The organism is Lysobacter silvisoli (assembly GCF_003382365.1).
GTDB lineage: Bacteria > Pseudomonadota > Gammaproteobacteria > Xanthomonadales > Xanthomonadaceae > Lysobacter > Lysobacter silvisoli.
Genome location: NZ_QTSU01000002.1, coordinates 554,835 through 578,093 on the forward strand (window position 1 = coordinate 554,835; position 23,259 = coordinate 578,093).

At 68.9% G+C, this 23,259-nt stretch carries 25 protein-coding genes; 12 read left to right on the forward strand and 13 right to left on the reverse strand.

The window, feature by feature from the left end; all coding sequences use genetic code 11:
- Positions 1-5 precede the first annotated feature (5 nt).
- The 4 genes from DX914_RS13705 to DX914_RS13720 all read right to left on the reverse strand — a co-directional run bounded on the left by DX914_RS13705 (position 6) and on the right by DX914_RS13720 (position 3,683).
- On the reverse strand, positions 6-1,091 hold the full coding sequence (locus DX914_RS13705) for a carboxypeptidase-like regulatory domain-containing protein (RefSeq protein WP_196778909.1): 1,086 nt from the start codon (positions 1,089-1,091) through the stop codon (positions 6-8).
- 209 nt (positions 1,092-1,300) lie between these two features.
- Positions 1,301-2,059 carry a LytR/AlgR family response regulator transcription factor gene (locus DX914_RS13710; RefSeq protein ID WP_115859672.1) on the reverse strand — a complete coding sequence of 253 codons (759 nt, stop codon included), beginning with the start codon at positions 2,057-2,059 and terminating at the stop codon, positions 1,301-1,303.
- A complete protein-coding gene (locus DX914_RS13715) occupies positions 2,056-3,207 on the reverse strand; it encodes a sensor histidine kinase (protein WP_115859673.1) in 1,152 nt (383 codons plus the stop codon). Before DX914_RS13715 ends, DX914_RS13710 begins: the two co-directional genes overlap by 4 nt.
- Before the next feature lie 179 nt (positions 3,208-3,386).
- Positions 3,387-3,683 carry a hypothetical protein gene (locus DX914_RS13720; RefSeq protein WP_196778910.1) on the reverse strand — a complete coding sequence of 99 codons (297 nt, stop codon included), beginning with the start codon at positions 3,681-3,683 and terminating at the stop codon, positions 3,387-3,389.
- A 323-nt stretch (positions 3,684-4,006) separates the two neighbouring features.
- On the opposite strand from DX914_RS13720, the gene DX914_RS13725 reads away from it, so the two are divergent.
- Complete coding sequence (locus DX914_RS13725) at positions 4,007-4,819, forward strand: arginase family protein (RefSeq protein WP_115859674.1); 813 nt, start codon at positions 4,007-4,009, stop codon at positions 4,817-4,819.
- On the opposite strand, the gene DX914_RS13730 is transcribed toward DX914_RS13725, so the two are convergent.
- Entirely contained in the window at positions 4,816-5,181 is a 366-nt protein-coding gene (locus DX914_RS13730) for a DUF11 domain-containing protein (RefSeq protein WP_115859675.1), read from the reverse strand. The genes DX914_RS13725 and DX914_RS13730 overlap by 4 nt on opposite strands.
- A 231-nt stretch (positions 5,182-5,412) precedes the next feature.
- Here DX914_RS13730 and DX914_RS13735 point away from each other — a divergent pair, with 231 nt between their 5' ends.
- Together DX914_RS13735 and DX914_RS13740 are read left to right on the forward strand one after the other, a co-directional pair.
- Positions 5,413-6,081, forward strand: a complete 669-nt coding sequence (locus DX914_RS13735) for an ECF-type sigma factor (RefSeq protein WP_158549300.1) — start codon at positions 5,413-5,415, stop codon at positions 6,079-6,081.
- Between the two features lie 13 nt (positions 6,082-6,094).
- The gene (locus DX914_RS13740; RefSeq protein ID WP_115859677.1) at positions 6,095-9,058 is read left to right on the forward strand and encodes a serine/threonine protein kinase; all 2,964 of its coding nucleotides are present in this window, start codon (positions 6,095-6,097) and stop codon (positions 9,056-9,058) included.
- Positions 9,059-9,223: 165 nt separating this feature from the next.
- Here the strand turns inward: DX914_RS13740 and DX914_RS13745 are convergent, their stop codons facing one another.
- Positions 9,224-9,994 (reverse strand): SDR family oxidoreductase, encoded by a 771-nt coding sequence (locus DX914_RS13745; RefSeq protein WP_115859678.1) that lies wholly within the window; start codon positions 9,992-9,994, stop codon positions 9,224-9,226.
- 147 nt (positions 9,995-10,141) lie between these two features.
- A complete protein-coding gene (locus DX914_RS13750; RefSeq protein ID WP_115859679.1) occupies positions 10,142-11,170 on the reverse strand; it encodes a LysR family transcriptional regulator in 1,029 nt (342 codons plus the stop codon).
- 429 nt (positions 11,171-11,599) lie between these two features.
- Here DX914_RS13750 and DX914_RS13755 point away from each other — a divergent pair, with 429 nt between their 5' ends.
- The 3 genes from DX914_RS13755 to DX914_RS13765 all read left to right on the forward strand — a co-directional run bounded on the left by DX914_RS13755 (position 11,600) and on the right by DX914_RS13765 (position 13,540).
- Positions 11,600-12,079: a carboxymuconolactone decarboxylase family protein gene (locus tag DX914_RS13755; protein WP_115859680.1), complete on the forward strand. Its 480-nt coding sequence runs from the start codon at positions 11,600-11,602 to the stop codon at positions 12,077-12,079.
- A gap of 90 nt (positions 12,080-12,169) precedes the next feature.
- Positions 12,170-12,598, forward strand: coding sequence for a cupin domain-containing protein (locus DX914_RS13760; RefSeq protein WP_115859681.1), 429 nt, complete (start codon positions 12,170-12,172; stop codon positions 12,596-12,598).
- 54 nt (positions 12,599-12,652) lie between these two features.
- Complete coding sequence (locus tag DX914_RS13765) at positions 12,653-13,540, forward strand: RNA polymerase sigma-70 factor (protein WP_115859682.1); 888 nt, start codon at positions 12,653-12,655, stop codon at positions 13,538-13,540.
- On the opposite strand, the gene DX914_RS13770 is transcribed toward DX914_RS13765, so the two are convergent.
- Positions 13,529-13,948: a hypothetical protein gene (locus DX914_RS13770; RefSeq protein WP_147300678.1), complete on the reverse strand. Its 420-nt coding sequence runs from the start codon at positions 13,946-13,948 to the stop codon at positions 13,529-13,531. The two genes, DX914_RS13765 and DX914_RS13770, sit on opposite strands and share 12 nt — an antisense overlap.
- A gap of 118 nt (positions 13,949-14,066) precedes the next feature.
- Between DX914_RS13770 and DX914_RS13775 the strand changes: the two genes are divergently transcribed.
- The 4 genes from DX914_RS13775 (at position 14,067) to DX914_RS13790 (ending at position 17,983) form a co-directional block, all read left to right on the forward strand.
- Positions 14,067-15,143 carry a hypothetical protein gene (locus tag DX914_RS13775; protein ID WP_115859684.1) on the forward strand — a complete coding sequence of 359 codons (1,077 nt, stop codon included), beginning with the start codon at positions 14,067-14,069 and terminating at the stop codon, positions 15,141-15,143.
- A 104-nt stretch (positions 15,144-15,247) separates the two neighbouring features.
- On the forward strand, positions 15,248-16,393 hold the full coding sequence (locus DX914_RS13780) for an SPFH domain-containing protein (RefSeq protein WP_115859685.1): 1,146 nt from the start codon (positions 15,248-15,250) through the stop codon (positions 16,391-16,393).
- A gap of 19 nt (positions 16,394-16,412) precedes the next feature.
- Entirely contained in the window at positions 16,413-17,723 is a 1,311-nt protein-coding gene (locus DX914_RS13785; protein ID WP_115859686.1) for a TFIIB-type zinc ribbon-containing protein, read from the forward strand.
- Positions 17,723-17,983 (forward strand): hypothetical protein, encoded by a 261-nt coding sequence (locus tag DX914_RS13790; protein WP_115859687.1) that lies wholly within the window; start codon positions 17,723-17,725, stop codon positions 17,981-17,983. The genes DX914_RS13785 and DX914_RS13790 overlap by 1 nt, the downstream gene beginning before the upstream one ends.
- A gap of 206 nt (positions 17,984-18,189) precedes the next feature.
- Here the strand turns inward: DX914_RS13790 and DX914_RS13795 are convergent, their stop codons facing one another.
- Complete coding sequence (locus DX914_RS13795) at positions 18,190-18,411, reverse strand: DUF2798 domain-containing protein (RefSeq protein WP_115859688.1); 222 nt, start codon at positions 18,409-18,411, stop codon at positions 18,190-18,192.
- Between the two features lie 71 nt (positions 18,412-18,482).
- Complete coding sequence (locus DX914_RS13800; protein WP_115859689.1) at positions 18,483-19,286, reverse strand: SDR family NAD(P)-dependent oxidoreductase; 804 nt, start codon at positions 19,284-19,286, stop codon at positions 18,483-18,485.
- 103 nt (positions 19,287-19,389) lie between these two features.
- On the opposite strand from DX914_RS13800, the gene DX914_RS13805 reads away from it, so the two are divergent.
- Positions 19,390-20,331, forward strand: a complete 942-nt coding sequence (locus tag DX914_RS13805; RefSeq protein ID WP_115859690.1) for a GlxA family transcriptional regulator — start codon at positions 19,390-19,392, stop codon at positions 20,329-20,331.
- Positions 20,332-20,346: 15 nt separating this feature from the next.
- Here the strand turns inward: DX914_RS13805 and DX914_RS13810 are convergent, their stop codons facing one another.
- Positions 20,347-21,195: a LysR family transcriptional regulator gene (locus DX914_RS13810; RefSeq protein ID WP_196778911.1), complete on the reverse strand. Its 849-nt coding sequence runs from the start codon at positions 21,193-21,195 to the stop codon at positions 20,347-20,349.
- Between the two features lie 98 nt (positions 21,196-21,293).
- Here DX914_RS13810 and DX914_RS13815 point away from each other — a divergent pair, with 98 nt between their 5' ends.
- Positions 21,294-21,788 (forward strand): lipocalin-like domain-containing protein, encoded by a 495-nt coding sequence (locus tag DX914_RS13815; RefSeq protein WP_115859691.1) that lies wholly within the window; start codon positions 21,294-21,296, stop codon positions 21,786-21,788.
- A gap of 57 nt (positions 21,789-21,845) precedes the next feature.
- Here the strand turns inward: DX914_RS13815 and DX914_RS13820 are convergent, their stop codons facing one another.
- Together DX914_RS13820 and DX914_RS13825 are read right to left on the reverse strand one after the other, a co-directional pair.
- On the reverse strand, positions 21,846-22,679 hold the full coding sequence (locus tag DX914_RS13820; RefSeq protein WP_115859692.1) for a S1 family peptidase: 834 nt from the start codon (positions 22,677-22,679) through the stop codon (positions 21,846-21,848).
- A 135-nt stretch (positions 22,680-22,814) separates the two neighbouring features.
- A complete protein-coding gene (locus DX914_RS13825) occupies positions 22,815-23,246 on the reverse strand; it encodes an SRPBCC family protein (RefSeq protein ID WP_115860208.1) in 432 nt (143 codons plus the stop codon).
- Positions 23,247-23,259 lie beyond the last annotated feature (13 nt).

Below are 23,259 nucleotides of genomic sequence, written 5' to 3' on the forward strand. Positions count from 1 at the left end.
CCGCGCTACAGGCAGACGAAAAAGCAAATCAACTGGGATTTGTCCAGGCTGACCGTCACCGTGTCGCCATCGCGCCGGACGAACACCGTCTTGTGATACGAAGTGCCCTGCATCACATCGTACGACCAGGATGCGATATGGTCGTTCGAGCCGATGTAGCGGTTGCCCGCATACACGTCGGTGCGCCCGATCACCTCTTGCCGGCTCACGTTTTCCTTATAGGAATAGTTGGCGATCAGCATGTATTCGCCGGGCGGCAGGCGGGTGAAGCGGAAGCCGCCCTGGTCGTCGACGATCGTGGTCGACATGAAGTGCTTGAGGATGCTTTCCGGAATGGTGGGCGGAAGCTTCTTGTCGCGCTTGACCTGCTCGTACCAGGCCTTGAACTCGTCGGTCATCCAGATCAGCCCCACCGCCTGGCTGCCCTTCGGCGGGTACTGCTTCTTCGCCAGCAGGGCACCCTTGTAGTAGGCGCTGCCGGCGATGGTCGAGGCGCCCAGCGGCCGGATCTCCGCCGTGGCTTCCCTGACGGTCTTGCCCGCGTATCGCTTGCCGTCCAGGCAGGCCGACATCGCCTCGCGCGCTTCGTTCAAACCGTCGTAGTTCAGGGTCAGCACCTCGGCGCCGTCCATCCGGACCCTCATGTCGCTCTCGCTGGCGCGCATGGACGCCATGGTCTGGCGCAAATCGCCGACTTGAACGGCGAGCATGCCGCTGGAGTGCGGGCCGGGCATCTGGTTGGCGCGCATGCTCGTAGTCGCCAATCCTCTTTGGTCGACATCGATACGCACTTCTTTCGGCGCCGGCGGCGCGGGAATGTCCGGCCCGTCCAGCAGGATCATCGAACTCTTCGAGCGGGACGTGGGCCCGATCAAGGCCATGCCGGCGGCGTTCTTGCGCGCGGAGAAGAACCGCACGGCGCAGTTGCGTCCGGGCTGCGCGGGATCGTCCTTGAGCAACCATGCGCCCTGAATGGATCGGGTCACGACGATTCCTCCCTCTTCCGCCGAAGAAGGAGCCGCTCCGCTTGGCGTCGGCGCGAGCGCGAGCAGGTATGCGAGGGCGGCGAATGCCCACCTCGGCTTGGACATGGCGGGAACTCCTGCGCAGTCGCGCAGCTGATTCGAAAGGCGCCGATCGCCGCATCCCGGACGCACAGGCCCGGAGGGAGGATGCGGAGGCAGGCGTTGATGCGAGCATGTCCGCGCACCGTGGCCTTGCGAATGTCGTTCGTCACCGCGGCGGTGCGGTCCGCACCACTTCACCGGCGGCTACCGATCCGGCGCCCGCCACCCAGCCGTCACTTGCGTGGCGCGGCGGCGCCCGGCTCGGCCATCCAGGCGATGAAGTGCCGTTGGACCGCCTCGCGGTACTGCCGGCCGCTCACGATCGCGCGCCCGCAATCCAGGGTGATCTGGTATCGCCCCGAGCCCAAGGCCAGTACCTCGACCGTGGCGGCGATGCGGATGACGGAGGAACGGTGCACGCGGATGAAGGCGCTGCCGTCGAGCTCCTGGACGAAGTCGCCCAGAGGACGGCGCAGGGTGAAGGTCCCGCGCTTGGTCTCGATGTCCAAGTAGTTGCCTTGCGCGCGGATCACCTGGATATCGGTTTCGTCCACCATCGCGACGCGACGTCCGACCGGCAGCGGAAGCTTGCGCACATCCGCGGTCGGGCCGCCAGAGGCAGCGGAAGGCAGGCGTGCCTCCAGACGCGACACCGTTTCGCGCAGCCGCTGCGGCGACACCGGCTTGAGCAGGTAGTCCACCGCCCGGTCGTCGAACGCCCGTACGCCATGCTGCTCGTAAGCGGTAACGAACACCACCTGCGGCGGCGGTCCGTTCCAGCGCCGCAGCGCTGTGAAGCCATCTCCTCCCGGCAACTCGATATCCAAGAACAGCACGTCTATCCGCGTGCGCCGCGCCAGCCGTATCAGCTCGTCGACATCGGTGCATTCGGCGACGACGTTGATCAGCGAACCCGCGACCTTGCCCAGCAGGCGGCGCAAGCGCTGCCGCGCGAGCGGCTCGTCGTCCACGATGACCGCGCTGAGCGTCATAGCGGCGCGCCCTGCGCCGACCGGCCCGACGGATCGCCGCGCTCCGGCAGCGGTACCTGGATCTGGACGCGGTAGACGTCGGTCTCCTGCTCGTGCTTGTGCATCCGCCCGCGATCCCCGTACAGCAGGCGCAAGCGCTCCTCGACCACGCGCTGCCCCATGCCGTTGCCGCCTTTGCGTGCGCCTTCCAAGGCGCGCGAGTTCTCCACGGACACATGCAGATCGGCGCCGTCGATCCAGCCCGTGACGCTGACCCACCCGGGCGTGCGCGAACGGGCGATCGCGTGGACGACGGCATTTTCCACCAAAGGCTGCAACGACAGGGACGGCACCGGAACGTCCAGGCACGCTTCGTCGACGCGAATATGCGAGGTCATGCGCTCGCCCAGGCGGATTTCCTCGATCATGAGGTAGTTCGTCACGTGCTTGAGCTCGTCGCGTAGCGGCCGCTCCTGCTTCTGGTCCGCGCGCAGGCCGTCGCGCAGCATTTCGCAGATGGCCACCAGCATCCGATCCGCCTGCTCGATGTCCACCTGCATCAGCTCGGCCACGGAGTTGAGCGAATTGAACAGGAAATGCGGGTTGATCTGCGCCTTGACCGCCTCCAGCCGGGCCAGGGCCAAGTTGGTTTCCAGCGCGGCCAGCCGATGCTCGCGCTCTTCCATACGCTCGAAATAGACCACGCCGTGTATGGTCGCCACCACCATGACCCCCAGGATCACGTTGTTCCTCAAGCTGGTGACCAGAATCTCGGTAACCGGCGGCAACGCCGGATACCAGTCGAAGATCGGGTTGGTCACCACGGCATAGATCGCCTTGAAGACGATAAAACCGGCGATAAGCCCCACGTTGATCGCCAGGCCGGCGAGAAAGCGCTTGCGGCCCAGGGGGAAGCGCGAAACCGACAGGTAGGCCGCCAGCGTCATCGGCACCCAGGCCCAGCTGCTGCCGAAGGCGGAGACCAAGGCTTGCGGCCAGCCGTAGGCCTGGCCCGACGCCGACCGCAGGTCGACCATTTGGCCGGCCAGCATCAGAGCGTAAAGCGTCCACCACGCCACGACGCCCGCGACCAGGATCGAGGCGCGCCGGCGATCCGACAGCAGTCTGCGGCCGAAGGAAGGGGGCGGCATCGTGAGTCGGTCGGACATCGCGCGCTTCGGTCCTGGCCCCGGGGCGGATTCGTATTGTGCAGGAGCCAGGCGGATGAAGGGCGGCGGGAGAGCGGGATCGACGCGGGCGAAGTCGGTCCGGCACCGTTACCGCCCTTCCCGCCCGCGACCCGAGCGGCGCCACGGGCCAGCCCGCTCGGGTCGCGTATCGCGCGCGCTCAGCGCGCGCTGCAGACGGGCGGGTTGGTCATGCCGAAGGAAAACAGATTGCCGCCGTTGACGGTGCAAGCGTAGGTCTTGCCGTTCTTGGCCTTCAGCGTCACGTAGGTGTTGACGCCTTCGGTGCGGCGCTCGACCAGCGTCAGCTCCGACGGCGACAGGCCCAGCACGCCGCCGGTTTCCGAAAGGATGCGTTCGTCGGTCAGCGTGTTGGTCTTGGACGCCACGGCGGCGCAGCCGGTGACGGACAGACTGGCGATCAGCATGGCGCCGAGGAGCGAAGGCTTGGAATGCATGTGCGAATCCTGAGAGGGTGAGTTCATGGGCGTCCATGCCTGCCGCGCATACGGCGGAGCCGCACTAGACGGGCCGCATCATCCAATCGGACTTTCGTGCCGCTCAAGCCGGAGGTGACGAACAGCACCGGCGAGGTGTCGAACGCCTCGGTCCGCACCGAACCCTGCGGCCAAAATCCAGCACGGCAGCCGGTGCACCGCTCGTTGCGCACGCCGGGCCCGACGATGGCCGATGCCGGCGGCCGCCCGATCCACGCAGATCGCGCTTTCCCCCGCGCGGGTCTGGGCGCAGACTGCCTGCTCGAGAAGGCGGAGCGCACTGCATGGCCCTGCAACGAACCCTGTTCGATCTGGCCTTGGCTTACCCGCAATGGCAGGGTTCGGGCCGTCACGAACACCTGCCGCGCGGCGCCGAGGCCGCCGCGGCGGTGTGCGGCCGCTACGCGCCGCTGGTACGCGTGCCGGCGCATGAGGGCCCGGCGCAGGACGCGCACGGCGTCAACCGCTGGGACGCGGTGTTCGCGCAGTTCCGCAGCGCGCACGACATCCTGTCGCGCTCCGGCGCGCGCCGCGTGCTCACCGCCGGCGGCGACTGCGCGGTGGACGTGGCGGTGATCGGCTATCTCAACGGCCTGCATCCTGGCCTGCGGGTGATCTGGATCGATGCCCACGCCGACGGCAACACGCCCGCCACCTCGCCCAGCGGCAATTTCCACGGCATGCCGGTGAGCGCGATCCTGGGACGTGCGCCCGAACCCATGCGTCCCTATCTGGGCGCGCCCCTGGAGCCCTCGCGCTTCCGCTACTTCGGCGTCCGCGACGAACTGGGCGACGCGGGCGATCACGCGCTGCGCAGCGAACTCGACCTGCGCCGGCTGGACCCGCAGGCGCCCATCGACGGGCCGGTGCACGTGCATTTCGACCTCGACGCGCTCGATCCGCGCGAGTTCCCGTACGTCGCCTATCCCGAAGGCGCTCTGGCCGTCGACGAGGCCGTGGCCCTGCTGCGCCGCATCTCCCGCGAAGCCGATCTGGTCGGCCTCACCGTGACCGAATTCGCCCCGGCCGACCAGCAACAGGCCCGCGCAGGCAGCCGGGTGATCGAAAGGCTTTGCGAGGCGGCCGTCGGCCGCTAGGCCGCGACGGTCGCCGAGACGCGACCCGCGCACGTCGCCGCGCCACGGCCGCGGCAGTTCACCGTGCACCGGAACGCGAGCGTGGCGCTCTGCCCGCTAGCCAGCGCGCCCAACGCGATCCCGGCGCCGGTCCGGCTGGCGACGGTGAACGCACCCGCCGGCACGCCGTTGCCGGTGACGGTCACGGCATTGGCCGCCGGGCAGGCGATCCCGGCGCCCGGCGCGTCGCGCACCACCGCGCCGGTCACCGCGCCGGGGCCGTGGGTGTTGACGGTCAGCGTGCAAGTGCGGGGCGGGCCGCGAACGGCGGTGTCGCCCGGCGAACGGAGGTCGCGTTTAGGCCATGGCCATGGTGTTTTAATCGCGCTCCGGTACTGGACTCAGACAGGTTTGGGAGCGGCCCGAACCAGGCTGAACGGACACTCATCGCGCGCTCGCAAACGCCGGCTACCGCACGTGCGCGGACGCGACCGGACAGGCACACTGCCATGAGCGTCCGTCGGAATCCGTTGCGTTATCGCCGGCGAAAGCGGAATCATTTCATCGCGACATGCCCGCGCATGCCGCCACCTTTCAGGACGAGAGATCCAGGCATGCAAGCGCGCGAAACACAGTGCGACGGCGCGCTCCCCGCCGCTGCCGCCACCGACGCCGACCCGCCCGGCATTCCGGACAGCGCACTGGAATCGGTCACCGAACTGATCGCCCAGGCCCAGAACAAGCAGGCCATCCGTTGGGACCGCATCTACTCGGTGCTGTACCAGGAGCTGCATGCGCTGGCGCAGCAGCAGATCCGCAAGCACTGGTCGGGACCGGCGCGCTCGTCCACGTCGCTGGTCAGCCGCGCCTGGCTGCGCCTGAGCCAGTCGCCGCTGGTTTACCAGAACCGCGACCACCTGGTCGGCGTGCTGGCGCGGGCGATGCGCTACGCCCTGATCGACGAGATCCGTCAGAGCCACGCCGCCAAGCGCCGCGACGTGGGCGGCGATGCGATCCTCAGCAGCCGGCCCGATGCCGAGGCCGAATACGATCCCGAGTTGGAGCGCATGCTGGCTATCCACCAGGCGCTGGAATTGTTGGCCGAGTCCGAACCGCGCCTGGGCCAGGTCGTGGAGATGCGCTATTTCGCCGGCATGACCGATGCCGAGATCGCCGAAATCCTGAGCATCACGCCGCGCACCGTGCACCGCGATTGGGTGCGCGCACGCGCCTTTCTGAGCAGCGTGCTCGGCGACACGGCCCTGTACGACGACGCGGAATAGCCTGCGCGCCCGCATGCCGCCATCGCCGTCGGCCGCCATCAGGACCAAACTGCGCGCCCTGGCGCTGTTCGACCGCTATACCGACCTGGGCGAGGCCGCTCGCGCGGGCATGCGCGATTCGCTGACGCACAGCGATCCCGAACTGCTCACGGCCTTGCTGGCGCTGGTCGCGGCAGCGGCGGCTCCCAGCCCTTTGGATACGCCGGCGCTGGAAACGGTAGCGCGCCGGGAGCAGCCGGCGCCGCCGGCCGACGAAGCGGTCTGCGAGACGCGCATCGGCACCCGCCTGGGCCCCTGGCGCATCCACCGCGCCATCGCCGACGGCGGCATGGGCACGGTGTACGAGGCCTATCGCGACGACGGCGAGTACCAGAAGCGGGTGGCGTTGAAATGCGTGCGTTCCAGGCTGATATCGCCCGCGCTGATGAATGCGTTCCTGGCCGAGCGCAGCCATCTGGCCGCGCTGGACCATCCCGGCATCGCCGATCTGCTCGACGGCGGCATCGGCAGCGACGGACAGCCCTGGTTCGCCATGCGCTACGTCGACGGCGTCGCCGTGGACCTGTGGTGCGACACGCGCGGCGCCGCCTTGCGCGCGCGCGTGGAACTGCTCAAGCAGGCGTGCGACGCCGTGGCCTATGCCCATAGCCGCGGCGTCCTCCATCGCGACCTCAAGCCCTCCAACCTGCTGGTCGCCGACGACGGCCGCCTGCAATTGGTCGACTTCGGCATTTCCGCGGCGCTGGGCCCGAACATCGCCGCCGATCACCCGCAGATCGCGCTTTCGCGCGCCTACGCCGCGCCGGAAGTGATGGCCGGTGCCGCCTATGGCCCTACCGGAGACATCTATGCGCTAGGCGCGCTGATGTACCGGTTGCTGGGCGCGGGCGCGCCGGCGCCGGAGTGGGGCATCTGGTCGATGCTGCCGGCGATGCGGCCCAAGGAGCCGGATGCGCTGTCCGCCAATGCCGCGCGCGCGACGCAGGAACAGGCCCGGCAGCGCGCGGCCGCCGACCCAGAAGACCTGTCCCGCCGCCTGAGCGGCGACCTCGATGCCATCGCCGCCAAAGCGGTGGCGGTCGATCCGGAGCGGCGCTACGCCAGCGCGCGCGCTTTAGGCGACGACCTGCAGCGATGGCTGGACGGACGCGCGGTCGAAGCCCGCAGCGGCGAGCGCTACTACCGCGTGCGGCGCTTCCTGCGTCGGCACCGCCTGACGATGGGCCTGGTCGCGATGCTGCTCCTGGCGCTGGCGTCCTCCCTCGGCGTGATGCTGCATCAACAACGACGCATGGCCAGCGAAGCGCAGGCCAGCGAGGCCGTCGGCCGCCTGTTCGCCTCCACCCTGGGCAACGCGACGTTGTCGGGCATAGGCGCCACGCCGTTCTCTTCTCGTGAGCTGCTGGGCAAAACCGAGCAGGAACTGAACCAAATGCCGTTGGCGGAGCACGCCGAGCTGCACGCGCGCAGCCTGGCCGCTCTGGCCCGCGGCTACGCTGTCGTCGGCGACTATGGGCACGCGCAGGAGTTGGCGGAACGGGCGCAGGCCGTGTTGCAGGGACAAGCCGACCGCGACGGCTATGTCGCCGCCACGCAGCTGGCCCTGCTCAACACGCACGCGCAGCACGCGCAGGCCCAGGCGCTGGCACGCCGCTGGATCGGCCAGCTGCAAGACCGCGACGATCCCCGTTCGCGCCGCGCACGCTCCGGCTTCGAGGCGCAGCTGGCCACCGCGCAATGGGGACAGGGCGACCCGTACGGCGCACTGCGCACCATCGATGCGGCTCTCGCACACATCCCGGAGCACGGCGCCACCACCGATCGCGAACTGCTGGCCGAACTGCTGATCCTGCGCAGCAGTTTCAGAACCCTGCTGCTTCGCTTCCAGCAGGCGCGGGACGACGCATCGCGGGCGATCCTCCTTGCCGATCCGATCAACCCGGTACTGGCCGACGACGCACGCGAACGCCTGCTGCTGGTTTCTTTCGCGGCCAGCTCGACGGTGGACATCGCGGTGGCCCAGCGCCTGGTCGACAGCCGCCATCGCACGCTGGGAGAACGGCACCCCAAGACCGGACTCGCCTGGATCTATCTGGGGCAGGCCCAGCTATTGAGCGGCAACCAGGTCGATGCGCAAGAGCAAACGCTGACCGGCGAACGCCTGATCGAAGCCAGCTATGGCCGCGACCATCCGACCTATGCCTATGCGATCATCACCGGTTCCAACATCCGCAGCAGCAACGACGCGCGCGATAATTTGGCGGTCTTGCGGCGCGGCCTGGCCATCTACCAGGCCACGCTGGGGCCCACGCATCCGCAAACGCTGCAAGCCAAGTACCGCATCGCCGCGCGCCTGGGCGATCTGGCGCCTTCGCTGCAACGGCCCGGCGACTTCGAGGAGTTGATCGGGTTGTTCGAGGACAACATCCGGATCAAGCGCGCCGGCCACTTGCCCGCGCCATGGGAGGAGCTGTATCTGGGGCGGGCGCTGACCCGGAAGGGCGGAGCGGCCAACCTGGAGGCCGGCGCGTCGTGGCTGCGCGTGAGCCAGGAGAACGTCCGCCGCTACTTCGCGCCGGACGACCTCTACGGCATGTTCACCCGCAACAGCGTGGCGGAATCGCGCTATCTGCGCGGCGACCCCGCGGGCGCGGACCGCGATTTCGCCCTCATCCGCGAACAGCTACGCGGCAAGCCCGGCTTCGCCAACCAGGTCATGACCCACTACGCCTTGTTGTACCGCGCGGCCTACGCCCATCAGACCTGCCGGCGCGCGGAGGCCGAGCGCCTGCTGACCGAAGCCTACGACACCGATCTGGGCGTCACCGGCGCGCATAGCTTCATCACCCGCGACGCGCTCGCCTATCTGGAGCACTTCCGCCGCCACGGCAACCTGCACAACGACGACTCGTCTTCGCTGCTGTATCCGGCGCTGGCGCCGGCCAATGCCGGGGCCGAACGCTGCCAAGGGCGTTGAGCGTGCCGGCGCCGGAACCCGTCCGCGGCCGGTCCCGGAACATCGTTTTAGGTCATCGTCGAACGCGTACAGCGCATGCGGATCGTCGCCGCAATGCGCGGCGGCAGGCCGATGAGCGCGGCGAAGGCGGCGGCAGGGTGGCGGCTCGCCGCACGCGTATCCGTACTAGCCGCCGGTCGCTTTGCGCGTGGAGCCGGTCTGGGCGAACCAGCGCTCGAAGCCGATCGCGCCCTGCCAGGCGGCGCCGGCCGGTACCAGGGTGTCGGTCTGCAACCGCGCACCGAAATACAGAGCGTTCTCGTCGCTGACCACTACACGCGCGTCGCCGCTGGCCGCCATGAAGCGCCGGGCCAGGCCGGACAGCGGCTCACGCTCGGGCCCGGCGATTTCCACGATGCCGTTGGCCGGCGGCTGCAGCGCCAGCCGGGTGACCGCGTCGGCCACGTCGTCCGACGCGATGGGCTGCACCAGCGCCGGCGACAGATGCACCTGGTCGCCCACGCTGGCCGACTGGACGATGCCGGGCAGGAATTCGAAGAACTGGGTCGAGTGCACGATGGTGTAGGGCACGGCCGAGCCGCGGATCAGCGCCTCTTGCGCGATCTTGCCGCGGAAGTAGCCGCTGGCCGAGAGCTTGTCGGTGCCGACCACGGACAGGGCCAGGTGATGGCGCACGCCGGCCCGGGCCTCGGCCGTCAGGATGTTGCGGCCGGCGGTCTGGAAGAACGACAGCACCGCCGCGTCTTCGAACGAGGGCGAGTTGGCCAGGTCGACCACGACCTCGGCACCGGCCATGGCCTCGTCCAGCCCCGCGCCCGACAGGATGTCGATGCCGGTGGACGGCGCGGCGACCACCGCTTCATGCCCAAGCTCGCGCAGGCGTGCGACCACCTTGCTGCCGATCAGTCCGGTACCGCCGATCACCACGATTTTCATGCTGCGCCTCGATCCTTGCCGTGTTGGGTCGGTCCGCCGCGCCACGGATGCGGCGGCGAACACCGACCCCATGCTAGGCACGGCGCCCGGGCCGCGCTAGGCGGGCGTCGGGCCGCACGGTGTTGCCGGCAAGGCACCAATACGCGCTCACGCCGCCGCTTCGGCCGCGGCGGCGTACGGCGCCTCGCTCTGAGCGTGGTACTCGCCCCACCTCGCGCAATCCAGATTCAGTGCGCGTACGTGGGTGGTGGCGAAGTCGATGAAGGCGCGCATGCGCTTGGGCAACTGGCGCCGGCTCAGGTAGCACAGGTAATGCCCGCCGTCGTCGGGCGCGTAGCGGCCCAGGCAGGTCGCCAGCCGGCCGCTGCGCAGCAGTTCGCAGGCCTGGAACGCGGGCAACTGCGCCAGGCCCTGCCCGTCCAGCACCGCCTGCAGCATCAGCTCGTCGTCGTTGTACACGCAATCGCCTTGCGGGAACACGCGCTGGGCGCGGCCGTCGATGCGGAATTCCCAAGCGCGCAGGCGGCCGTTGCCCAGCCGGCGGTTGATGCACGCGTGATCGGCCAGTTCCTCCACCGACGCGGGCAGGCCGAGGCGGCGCGCGTACTCCGGCGAAGCGCAGACCAGCATCTGCATCGGCACCAGTTGCTTGGCGATGACCTGGCTGTCGTCCAAGCGGCCGTCGCGGAAGACCAGGTCGATGCGATCCACCGCCAGGTCGACCGTGCGCTCGTCCAGCACCAGCTCGACGCCGATGGCCGGATAACGCGCGCGGAACTCGCCCAGCAGCGGCGCCAGCACCTTGCGGCCGAATGCGGGCGTGGCGCCGATGCGCAGCTGCCCGCGCGGCGGCCCGTCGCGCAGGTCGCGGATCTCCTCCAGCGCCTGCATGATGCGCTCCACGCCGGGGCGGCAGTTTTCCAGGAACAGTTCGCCCTCGCCGGTCAGCGAGGTGGAGCGCGTGGTCCTGACGAACAGCCGCGCGCCCAGGTGGTCTTCCAGGCGCTGCACGCTGCGGCTCACCGCCGAGCGGCCCACGCCCAAGCGGTCGGCGGCGCGCGCGAAGCTGCCTTCGCTGGCCACGGCGATGAAGGCCACCACGCCGGCGTAGCTGGCCGAGAAGCTGGTGGACAGCGTGTCCGGCCGGTCGGTGGCTAACGGAGTCATCGTATTCATAGCGGCGGCGCCTGTTCCTCTTTGCCCAACCGGCGCAGGCGCGTGCGTACTCGACATGCCGGCGACACAGCTCCGCCGGCAGGCCGGTCATGCGGGTGATGGCTTCGTAGTCGGCCTCGAACACCTCGTGCAGCAGGAAGGCCGCACGCACCTCCGGCGCCAAGGCCGCCAGTGCGGCCATGAACTCGGTCCAGACCCGGTCCGCGCCGCAGGCCGGCGCGGCGGCGGCTTCCTCGATTTGCGCGCTAGTCATACCTCCAGGTCGCAGCCGCGCCGCGGCTTGTGACAGCCACCGGCGCATTGGTGCACAGCGCTCAACACCGCGCGTCCGCGCACCGCTCTACTCGCCCAGCGTGGCGCTGCCTAGATTGGTCCGAACCGAAAGGCGGACCGGCCTTTCGGGCCTCCCCTACTCCCTGGAGCGACACCATGAGCCAACGCATCGACTACCAGAAGCAGTCGCCGGAACTGTTCAAGAAGTTCGTCGAGTTCAACCTGCTGACCAAGGACAGCGCGATCGAGGAACCCATCCGCGATCTCGTCGTCATCCGCGCCTCGCAGATCAACGGCTGCACCTTCTGCCTGGACATGCATGTCAAGCAGGCCACCATCCACGGCGAACGCCCGCTGCGCCTGCACCACGTCGCCGGCTGGCGCGATTCCAACCTGTTCGCTCCGCGCGAGCGCGCCGCCCTGGCCTGGACCGAGGTGCTGACCCAGCTGCCGGCGCAGGGCGTGGCGGACGAGCTGTACGAGCGCGTGCGCGGCCAGCTGTCGGAAAAGGAACTGTCGGACCTGACCTTCCTGGTGATGGCGATCAACGCCTGGAACCGCGTCAACGTCGGCTTCCGTACCGTGCCCGGCACCTACGATCAGGCGTTCGGCCTGGATAAGGCGCAGTTGTCCTAAGCGACGCTGTCCTGAGCAACGCCGTCTAAGCCGCATCGCCGGGTGCCGCGCGCGCCCGGCGCCCGTTAACGGCCACCACCGGAGCCCGCCATGCGCATCGCCTCATCGCTCTGTCTCACCACCGTCTTACTGTGGTCCGGCGCAGCCGCGGCCCACGGCCCGTCCCCGCACGCCGCCGCCGGCAACGCGCCGCCGCCTACCGTCGCCGAAGTCATGACCCAGCGCCTGCCCGAATACCCGGGCAAGGAAGCGCTGATGATCACCGTCGAGTATCCGCCCGGCGGTGCCGACCCGGTCCACCGCCACGACGCCCACGCCTTCGTCTACGTGCTGGAGGGCGCGATCGTGATGGGCGTGGCCGGCGGCAAGGAAGTCACCCTGAAAGCCGGCCAGAGCTTCCACGAAGGCCCCGCGGACCTGCACACGATCGGCCGCAACGCCAGCCAGACCGAGCCGGCCAAGTTCCTGGTGCTGCTGCTGAAGGACATCGACAAGCCGGCCTTGATTCCGGTGCCCTGACGGACGGCCGCGGCGCGGCGTCACAAGCCCGCCCCGCAGTGCGACCATGGATTCATGGACCCCAGTACCGACCTTTTTCTTCAGCTGCAGCCGCGCCTGCTGGGCGTGGCCTACCGCATGCTCGGCTCCCTCGCCGAAGCCGAGGATGTGGTGCAGGACGTCTGGCTGGGCTGGAACGCCGCCGCGCCGGGCGAGATCCTGGACCCGGAAGCCTGGCTGGTGACCACCACCAGCCGGCGCTCCATCGACCGCCTGCGCCGCGCGCGCAGCGAACGCGAGCGCTATGCGGGCATCTGGCTGCCCGAGCCGGTCATCACCGCAGCTCCCGCCACACCCGAGGAGCTGCAGGAAGCCAGCAGCGATCTCTCGCTCGCGTTCCTGACCGTGCTCGAACGGCTCTCGCCCGAGGCGCGCGCCGCCTACCTGCTGCGCGAAGTGTTCGACGCCGACTACCCCGACATCGCCCGCGTGCTCGACAAGAACGAAGCCGCCTGCCGCCAGATCGTGCACCGCGCCAAGAGCCAGCTGCGCGAGGAGCGCCCGCGTTATGTGGTCTCGGCCGAAGCCCACCAGCGGCTGATGCGCCGCTTCGCCGAGGCCTGGTCCAACGCCGACCTGCAGGCGATGAAGGAACTGATGGCCGACTCGGCCAGCCTGATCGGCGACGGCGGCGGCATCGTCAGCAGCTTCCCCCAGCCCATGGTGGGCGGCGCGCGCGTGGCCCAGCTGTTGTACGCCTGCACGCTGCGGCGCGGGCACGAGCTGCGCCTGGAACTGGCCTGGATCAACGGCCGCCTGGGCCTGCTGCGCTACTTCGGCGACGAGCTGGAATCGGCGCAGTACTACGACAGCGACGGCGAGCGCATCACCGGCGTGTACGTGCAGCGCAATCCGGACAAGCTGCGGCGCATCGCCGCGGACCGACTGACGCTACTGCACTAGGCCGGCTTGCGCGTAAGAATTAGCGGGATCGCTGCGCGCAGACGGCACCCCGTCGCCGAACGCCCGCGCCAGCGTTCCCTGCCTGCATAAGTACGCATCGGCGCTGCCGACATGCAGGTAGTGCCAGCGATCCAGTTGCTCGCTGTGCGTCTCCACACCGGTGATGAAGTCCGCCGCATGCACGTAGGCCCTGCGCTTGAGCAGGGCCCGCAGGCGCTCCTTTCCTTCGGCTTCCGTGGAGGTGTAGTCCACCTCGATGCGTTCGATCAACTGCGCATTGGCCGACAACCGCTCCAGCAGCTGCACCTCGCCCGTTTCGACGCAGAACGCCAACGGCTCGGCGCACCATGCCGCGTTCGCCGTGGCGAACAAGCCTAGGGTCAATACCATCGCATGCAGCGCTTTCATGGCTGGGTCGCAGGGCCCGGTCGCGGAGTGGCGGCGCCGATCACTGTAACGAATGCCCGAGCCATTCGGGCTAGCCCATCCATGGCCGGCACCAAGGCGCCGCTCGCAAGGAACCCGTATGAAGCACCTGTACGTCGCCGCCGCCCTCGCCACGGCGATCTCGCCCGCCTTCGCCGGCGAACGCTGGCTGGTCTACGCCGGCGGCGACAAACCCAGCCGCCTCTTCGTCGTCGTCGACGAGACCTACCTGGATGCGGTGCCGTTCGCCGACAAGACCTACAAGCTGGAAACCATCACGATCCTGGAAAACGCCAAGGCGCCGGATTGGGTGTCGTCCAACATGATCATCGACTGCGGGCGCAACACGCTGGAGGAGAAGCTCATCCAGATCTCGCCGCGCGGCGGCAAGCTCACCACCGCGCCCGACCAGCCCGCGCAGCCGCCGAAGAACGCCGTGGGCGAGGCGCTGATCGCCTTCGCCTGCGACATGGGGCCCAAGGACAGCGCCAAGCGCCTGGCCGCGCGCAAGGCCGACCAGCGCGAGCGCGGCTGGATGTACCTGGGGCCGCTGACCACCGCCGACGTCGGCGACCTGGCCTGGAACAGCATGTGGAGCGACGGCAAGCGGCCCGCCAGCACCCCGCGCTCGGCCGCCGAACTCGAACGCGAAATGGCCAGCCTCAACGCGCGCCGCGAAAAGGCCCTGGCCGAAGCCAACGCTCTGGCCGGCCAGACCGTGCAGAACGAGAAAGCCGAGGCCGAGCGTTTCGCCCAGGCCCAGGAACCGCTGCGGCGCCTGGAAAAACGCCGCAAGCGCGAGTACGCACCCGTGCGTCGCGCCCTGGAGCCCTGGATCGGCCAGCCCGAAGCCGAACTGCTGCGGGTGTGGGGCGCGCCCACGAAAACCGAGGACCGTTCCGGCCAACGCATCGTCAGCTACTACCAACGCGTGGTCGACACCGTCTACGCGCCCACCCAGGGCTGCCCGGCCGGTCAGTCCCCGCAGCCGGTCAACGGCATGGACAAGCCGCTGGTGTGCGCGCCCATGCCGGGGCCGGTCAGCTGGGAGCGCGTGTCCGAGTGCACCGCCCACTTCGAGCTGCACGGCGGCGTGATCGTGGACTACGTGACCCAGGGCGCGAAGGCGCAGTACGAACAACCGCCCTGCAGCCGGGTGTTCGGCAAGACCGACTGAGCACGACGGACCGAGCGAACCCGCCTCCGACCCGCCGCGCGGGACTGTATAGTTCCGCCGAGCAAGGCGGGTACGGTGCCCGGCCAGGAATCGCGGGGATAGTCATGGGTCTGATACAAGCGGTGGCGGGTGCGGTCGGCGGCGTGCTGGCCGACCAGTGGAAGGACTTCTATACGGTTCCCGACGGCCTGCCGTCGACCGCGGCACTGTTCGCCGCGGTGCCGCGCGGTACCAATGCCGGCCGCGGTTCCAACACCAGCGGTTCCTCGAACATCATCAGCAACGGGTCCAAGATCGTGGTGCCCGAGGGCTACGGGCTGCTGCTGTTCCAGGACGGCGCGATCACCGGCTTCGCCGCCGAGCCGGGCGGCTACGAGTGGCGTTCGGACGACCTCAATTCCCAATCCGTCTTCGCCGGCGACGGCCTGGTCAGCTCGCTGATCAAGCAAAGCTGGGAGCGCTTCAAGTTCGGCGGCCAGCCGGGTTCGCAGCAGGCCGCGTTCTTCGTCTCGCTCAAGGAGCTGCCGGACAACCGCTTCGGCACCCAGTCGGAGATCTACTGGAACGACGGCTTCCTCAACACTCAGGTCGGCGCGCTCACGCGCGGCTCCTACACGCTGAAGATCGTCGACCCGATCCTGTTCGTGAAGAACTTCGTGCCGGCCAGCTATTTGCGCCCCGGCCAGGTGTTCGATTTCACCGACGTCGACAACGCCGCCGCCAGCCAACTGTTCAACGAAGTCGTCGGCTCGCTCGCCCCGGCTTTCAGCCTGTATACCAACGACGCGGACAAGGGCAACCGCATCACCAAGATCCAGCAGGACTCGCTGGGTTTCGCCAAGAGCCTGTCCGACGCGGTCGAAACCGCCTACCAGTGGAAGTCCGACCGCGGCCTGGCCATCGTCAAGACCGCCATCGTCTCCATCGAATACGACGCGACCACGCGCGAGCTGCTCAAGACCGTGCAACGCGCCGACGCACTGTCGGGCGCGCGCGGCAACTCCAACCTGCAAGCCAGCGTCGCCGCGGGCATCCAGGCCGCCGGCGAGAACGGCGGCGCGGCGGGTTTGGTCGGCGTGGGCATGGCGACGGGCATGATGGGCGCCGGCGTGGGCAGCCTGCAGCAGCCGGCGGCGCCTGCGGCCGACGATCCGATCGCCAAGCTGAAGAAGGCCAAGGAGATGCTCGACCTGGGCCTGATCACCCAGGCCGACTACGACGCGCTCAAGACCAAGACGCTGGGCCTGTAAGCCGGAGCCGCGTAGCCCCATGTCGAACTCCACCCGTTCGCCGCCGCCGCTGCCGCCGTACACCGGCCCGGGCTCGCCGCAGGACGTGCCGCCCTTGCCCGGCAGCTCGCCGGTCGATCCGGCCGTCCTGCCCGAGCCGATCCGCGACGAGTTGCTGGCGCCCGATCCGGTCGCCATCGACACGTCCTCCGAAGAACTCAAGGACGGCCTCAACCGCTGCCCGAAATGCGGCGCGTCCGACATCCGCCAAAAGGCCGGCAGCGACCTGCTGATCTGCCTGTACTGCCGCCACGAGTGGCACGGCGCGCGGGTGGAGGAAGAGTTCGGGCTGGGCGAGGGCCTGGCCCAGCTCAAGGGCACCATCGTCGCCTCGGGCGCGCGTGACATCGCCGCCGACGCCGCCAGCCTGATGAGCTTCAAATGCACCGGCTGCGGCGCCGAGGTCACGGTCAACACCGACACCGCGATGACCGCGCGCTGCCACTGGTGCCGCCACGTCTTCGGCGTCAACGAGCAGGTGGACAATGGCGCCGTGCCCGATGCGGTGCTGCCGTTCCACATCCGCAAAGACGATGCCGTCGCCCGTATCCGCCAATTCGTAGACAAGCGCCGCTTCTTCGCGCTGAAGGCGTTCAAGGAGCAGTTCACGCCGGAGAACGTGGTCGGCGTGTACCTGCCGTACATGATCGTGGACGGCAACGCCAGCGCCGACATCGTCGGCCAGGGCGAAATCCAGACGCGCCGCTACACCCAGGGCAGCGGCGACAACAAGAAGACCTACTACGACGCAGACGTCTACCGCGTGGAACGGCACGTCGACTTCACCGTCGACGACCTGCCGCTGGAATCCTCCACCGAGCGCGGCAACCTGGACACCCGGGTCAACACCAACAACATCATCAACACCATCCTGCCGTTCGACACCAAGAACGCGGTGAAGTGGAACGCGTCCTATCTGTCTGGCTTCAGCTCGGAGAAGCGCAACACCGACGTGCAGCGGCTGCGCCCGCGGCTGGAAGACCAGTTGCTGTCGATCGCCCGCGCCCAGGTCGAGGACTCGGTCGGCCGCTACGATCGCGGCGTGCGCTGGGAGCAGGAACGGCTGGACGTGCACGGCACGCGCTGGGTGTCCATGTACCTGCCGGTATGGCTGTATTCCTACCACCAGCCCGGCAGCAACGGCGGCATGCTGCATTACATCGCGGTGAACGGCCGTACCGGCGAGACCATGGGCAGCGTGCCCGTGCAACAGTGGAAGCTGCTGCTGACCGCCATCACCGTCGGCACCTTCCTCGAAGGCATCGCCCTGTGGATCGTGGGGAACTCCTGATGAGCGACGACAGTGGCCTGTGGCTGCTCCTGCTCGGCCCGGCCGGCGCCACCGGCCTGTACTGGACGCTGTACCGCTACTACCGCAACACCGACAAGTCGCACGCGTTCGAACGCGAGACCACGGTCGAGGCGCAGCCGGTGACCGGCTCGGACCGGCAGATCGGCGAGGTGACGGGGACGCGGGAAACGGAGATCGACGGCAACAACGTAACCGCCTACCGCAAGCGCGTGCAGCGCATCGAGGTCGATACGGGCTAGTTGCGCCCGCGATCCCGCAGCACCGCGCGCCAGCGGCGGGTCGACGTGCAGTTCCGCCGCCGGTTCGTTCGCGACCGGCACGAACTGCGAGGCCTCGTGTTCGCAAGCGCGAGCGCCAAAGCAGCCGCGAACGAACTGGCGAACAGAAAAGCGGTCGCCAACATGCGTTTCGGAGCGACAGCGAACACGTCGGCGTGCTCCGCGGCTCAGGCGATCAGCCGGTCGATCCTGGCCTGCAGACGCGGACCGATCAGCAGGATCGCCGGGATCACGATCACGTAGCCCACGCCCCAGGAGCGCAGCCATGCCAGGACGAACCCGTCGCCCAGGCCGCGATTGAGCGCGATCAGCACGAGGGAGATGATGCCGGTCGTCACCACGCCCATGGAGAGGGCGAAGGCGATCTTGCGCTTCATGGCGGTGTTCATGGCGGAGGTTCCAGGGCAGTGGGTGCGGGCGGGGTTGCGGCGGCGCGCCGATGCGCGCCGGCGCTATCGGCTTACCGGGGCGTCGCGGTGTAACGCGCGGCGGGAACGGAGCGGGACAGTTTCGGGCTCAGCGCCTTGCGTGCCTGGTCGAACGCGGTCCAATCGCTCAGCTCGGCCAGCGACGGGATCGTGACCTGTTCGCCCTGGGCCAGCCCGGACAGCGCGGCGTCGACCATCGCTTCCACCGGCATGACGATGTCCGTGGGCAGGTGCGCCACCGGCAGGCCCGCGGCATCCCAGAAGTCCGTCGCCGTGGCGCCGGGCAGCACCGCCTGCACGCGCACGCCCTTGTCGGCCAGTTCGTGTTGCAGCGACTGCGAGAACGCGAGCACGAAGGCCTTGCTGCCGCCGTACACGCCATTGAGCAACTCCGGCGCCAGCGCCACGATCGACGCGATGTTGACGATGGTGCCGTGGCCACGGGCCACGAAGGTCGGCGCGGCGGCGTAAGCCAGGCGCGTCAGCACGCCCACGTTGAGCGCGATCATGCGATCCATCTCGGCCGCGTCGGACTGCAGCAGCGGCGCGGTCGCGCCGACGCCGGCGTTGTTGACCAGCATGGTGATGCTGGCATCGGTCTTGAGCACGGTCTCGACCACGGCCAGGTCGGCGGGACGGGTGAGGTCGGCGGCGATCGTTTCGACCGAACGACCGGTGAGGTCGGTGAGCTCCCGCGCCAGGTCGCGCAGGCGGTCGGCGCGGCGTGCGACCAGGATCAGGTCGTAGCCGGCGCGGGCCAGCCGATCGGCGTAGACGGCGCCGATGCCGGAGGACGCGCCGGTGATCAGCGCGGTGCCTTGATGGAAGGGGGTCATTGCGGGCTCCAGATTCCGTTGGGTGACGGTGGAAATCTAGGCGGCCTTGCCCATGGCGTAAATGTCGTATATACCTCGTTTTAGGACATAGGAGATCCAGCCCATGCTGAGCATCGGTTTCGTGCTGCCGGCGCAGTTCCAAATCATGGGCCTGGCCGCGGCGTCGGCGTTCGAGCTGGCCAACGTCAGCACCGCCGAGCCGCGCTACGACATCCGCTTCCTGTCCGAACACGGCGGCGCGGTTCCCAACTCGTTCGGCGTCCCGGTGCAGACCCGCGCCCTGGCGCGACAGAAGCTCGACACCTTGATCGTGACCGGCCTGCTGAAGCCGGCGCCCATGGGCCCGGGCCTGATCAAGCCGTTGCGCAGGCTGGCGTCGGCGAGCCGCCGCACCGCCTCGGTCTGCACCGGCGCCTTCGTCCTGGGCGAGGCCGGCCTGTTGGACGGCCGTCGCGTCACCACGCATTGGATGTACGCGCGCGATTTGCAGCGGCAGTTCGCCCGCGCCCGCGTCGAGGACGACCGCATCTACATCATCGACGGCCCGATCTGGACGTCGGCGGGCATGACCGCCGGCATCGACCTCGCGCTGGGCATGATCGAGAAGGACTTTGGCGCCGACCTCGCACGCACGGTGGCGCAGAAACTGGTGGTCTATCACCGCCGCGCCGGCGGCCAGTCCCAGCATTCGGCGCTGCTGGCGCTGGACGCCAAGTCCGACCGCATCCAGAGCGCTCTGGCCTACGCGCGCCAGAACCTCGGCGCGCCCTTGTCGGTGGAGGAACTGGCCGCGGCCGCGCACCTGAGCCCGCGCCAGTTCAGCCGCGCCTTCCGCAGCGAAACCGGGCAGTCGCCGGCCAAGGCGGTGGAACAACTGCGCGTCGAGGCGGCCCGCATGCTGGTCGAGCAGAGCCGTCACAGCATCGACGAAATCGCCATCCAAACCGGCTTCGCCGACCCGGAGCGCATGCGCCGCGCGTTTGTGCGCAGCTTCGGCCAGCCGCCGCAGTTCCTGCGGCGCAACGCGCGGCTGACCGCGGCGTGAGCGGGACCGGCCTGGCTACTGAAAGGCCAGCGTAAGCACGCGCAGCGCTTCGCGCGTCCGCCGGTCGCTGAGCTTGCTGTAGAGCATCACGTCCTGCGCGCGTATCGGCGGTAGCGACAGGAGCCCGCTGACATCGACCGTGCCCGCAGGCGCCGCACGCCGCGCCAGCACCGCCACCGCAAGGCCCGCGGCGGCGGCCGCCCCCAGAATCGCGGCGCCCTTGCCCACGAATACCTCATCCCAGGCGATGCCGGCACGTTCCAGCGCGCGCACCGCCTCGGCGCGGACCCGGCAGGACTCGCCCTGTGTCGCCAACGGCAGGGGCTGGCCGGCTCTGGGCGCCCAATCGGCCGCAGCGAACCACGAGAAAGATTCCGCGCCCACCGCCTTGCCCCGCTTGCCGCGGTCCTCGGGGCGCAACACCAGCACCGCATCGAGCTCGCCATCGTCCAGGCCGCGCATGAGCTCGCCGGTACCGCCTATGCGCATCTCCACCCGCAGATTCGGATCGTGGTCGCGCAGTCGCCGCAGCAGCAAGGGCAGCTCGGAGCCGACCAATTGCTGATTGATGCCGATCGCCAGCCGCCGTTGCTCCGTCTCGAAGGCGGCCGCTGCGCGATCGTGGGACGAGACCAGTTCGCGCGCCACGCCGAGAAACGCCAAGCCCTCGGCCGACAGGCGCACATGCCGCGGCGTGCGCTCCAGCAGTCGGCGGCCGAGCTGCGTCTCCAGGCGCTGCAGCTTCAGACTCACCGCGGACTGCGTGGTGCCCAGCACGTCGGCGGTGCGGGTGAAGCTCTGCAGCTCCGCCGCCAGCAGGAACGCCCGGACCGCGTCGACGTCCATGGCCTTCATCTGATTCATTCGCTTTTGAAATGACAGATATATTTTTAGATCAGTTTTTCTTATCTATCAACCGGCCTAGGATCGGCACCGCTCCCGACCCATAAGGACACACCGCGATGAAGACACTGACCGGCGCCCTGGTCGCCATGCTTGCGGGGTTCGCCGCGCGCGACGCGCGAGTGCCCGTGCATGCATTCCCGCTGCAAGGCACCTGGACCCTGGTCGCCGCCGACCAGATCCTGCCGGACGGCGAAACGGCGCGGGATTACGGCGCAAACCCGAAGGGCAGGTTGATCGTCGATGCGCGGGGGCGCTATTCGCTGCAGATATTCAAGTCCGAGCGCCTGCCCTTCGCCAGCCACAGCAAGGCCGATGGCAGCGCCGACGAATTCAGATCGGCGGTCCTGGGCAGCAGCACCCACTACGGCACGATCTCGATCGACGAACGTGCGGGAATGCTGGTGTTCTCGATCGAGGGCGCGTCCTTCCCCAACTGGGAAGGCACCACGCAAAGGCGCCGTTACGAACTGGACGGCGGCACCCTGCGCTACCAGGTGCCGCCGCGGGCCGGCGGCAGCGTGCCGATTTCGGTGTGGCGGCGGGTCGAATGACGCGGGCGCGGGTGCCGCGCGCCGCGCTGCGTCGGCGTGGCGATCGGCACCGGGGCGCTAGGCGCCCGGCGGCGCGACTGCGGTGGCATCACCTGCAATCGTCTTCTCGATCCAATCCCGGTAATGCTCCACCCGCACCCCGTAGTTCGTCTGCCCGTACTTGCCCGGCCAGGTGTCCACCGGATTGCCCTGCACGCGCTTCCATGCGGTGATCCCGGCGACCTGCCATTCGTCGCCGACGGCGACCAGGATCGGTCCGCCGCTGTCGCCGTTGCCGGAGGAGGCTTCCAGCGGCAGGGCGGCCGGCGGCGCGTCGAAGGTGTATCCGATCCAGCGGCCGTCGGAACTGCTGATCTGGTTGTAGCCCTGGCGCAGGTCGGTCCGATTGGGGCCGTGCGGATGGTGGCCTTCCGATCCCTTGCCGGTGGCGCCGCGGCCCATGAGGCGAACGACCTTGCCCAGCGCCGATCCGCGGTAGATCCGTGCGGGCGCTACGTCGCGCACCGGCTCGGTCAACTCGATCAGGGCGATATCGTCGGAAGCGGTCATGAATTCCAGGAAGGCCGCCCAGTCGCCCGACTTGATCGCCGCGTCGATCAGGTCTTGAGGCGGCTTCCGGTAGCCGGGATGGACGACGATGCGGTTTACGGCATACGGCGTGCCGCCGACGACCACGACATCGACGGCCTTCTGCCAGCCGACGGCGTGGGCGGCGGTCAGGACCCAGCGCGGCGCGATGAGGACGCCATGGCCTTCGCCGGGTACGTCGGCCAGGGCCGGGAATTCGGAGATCGCCATGCGATGCCGCCGGTCGGGTACGTCGTCGCGAATGACGACGGCGCCGGCGGCGAACGAGGTTAAAAGCAGTAGCGGAAAGACGGCGCGACGCATCAAGGCAACCCCGGAGAGACGATCTGTCGAAAAAGACCGGGGCTCCGCAGAGCCCCATTCGAGTATCGGTAATTCTCGGGCACCAGGCCAGCGGCGCCGAGGCATTTCACGCCCGTCGGTCCGCCGCGGACCGGATCAAGCCGCGGCCAGTTCGACCAGCAGCCCGTCGAGCTGCGCAAACGTCTCGTGCATCGCGTCCTGCGCGCCGGTGCCGGCCTCGTCCAACGCTTGCTTGGTCGGATACCGTTCGGTCAGCACCAGCAGCGTCTTGCCGTCGCGCTCTTCGAAGGTCACGGTGGTGATCGATCCCACTTCGCCGCCTTCCTCGTTCGTCCATACGATGCGCTCGTTGGGCACCACCTCCAGGTACTTGCCGAAGAACGCCATCGCGTGAGCGGGATCGTCGCCGAACACCAGGCGGTATTCGCCGCCGGTGCGCACGTCCAGGTCGCACGAACGCAGCGTCATGCCCAGGGAGCGCGGCACCCACCAGCGCCGGAACAGCTCGGGCCGGACCCAGGCTTCGAACACCAGCCGCGCGGGCGCGTCGAAGGTTCGCGTGACCATGACCTCGCGCTCC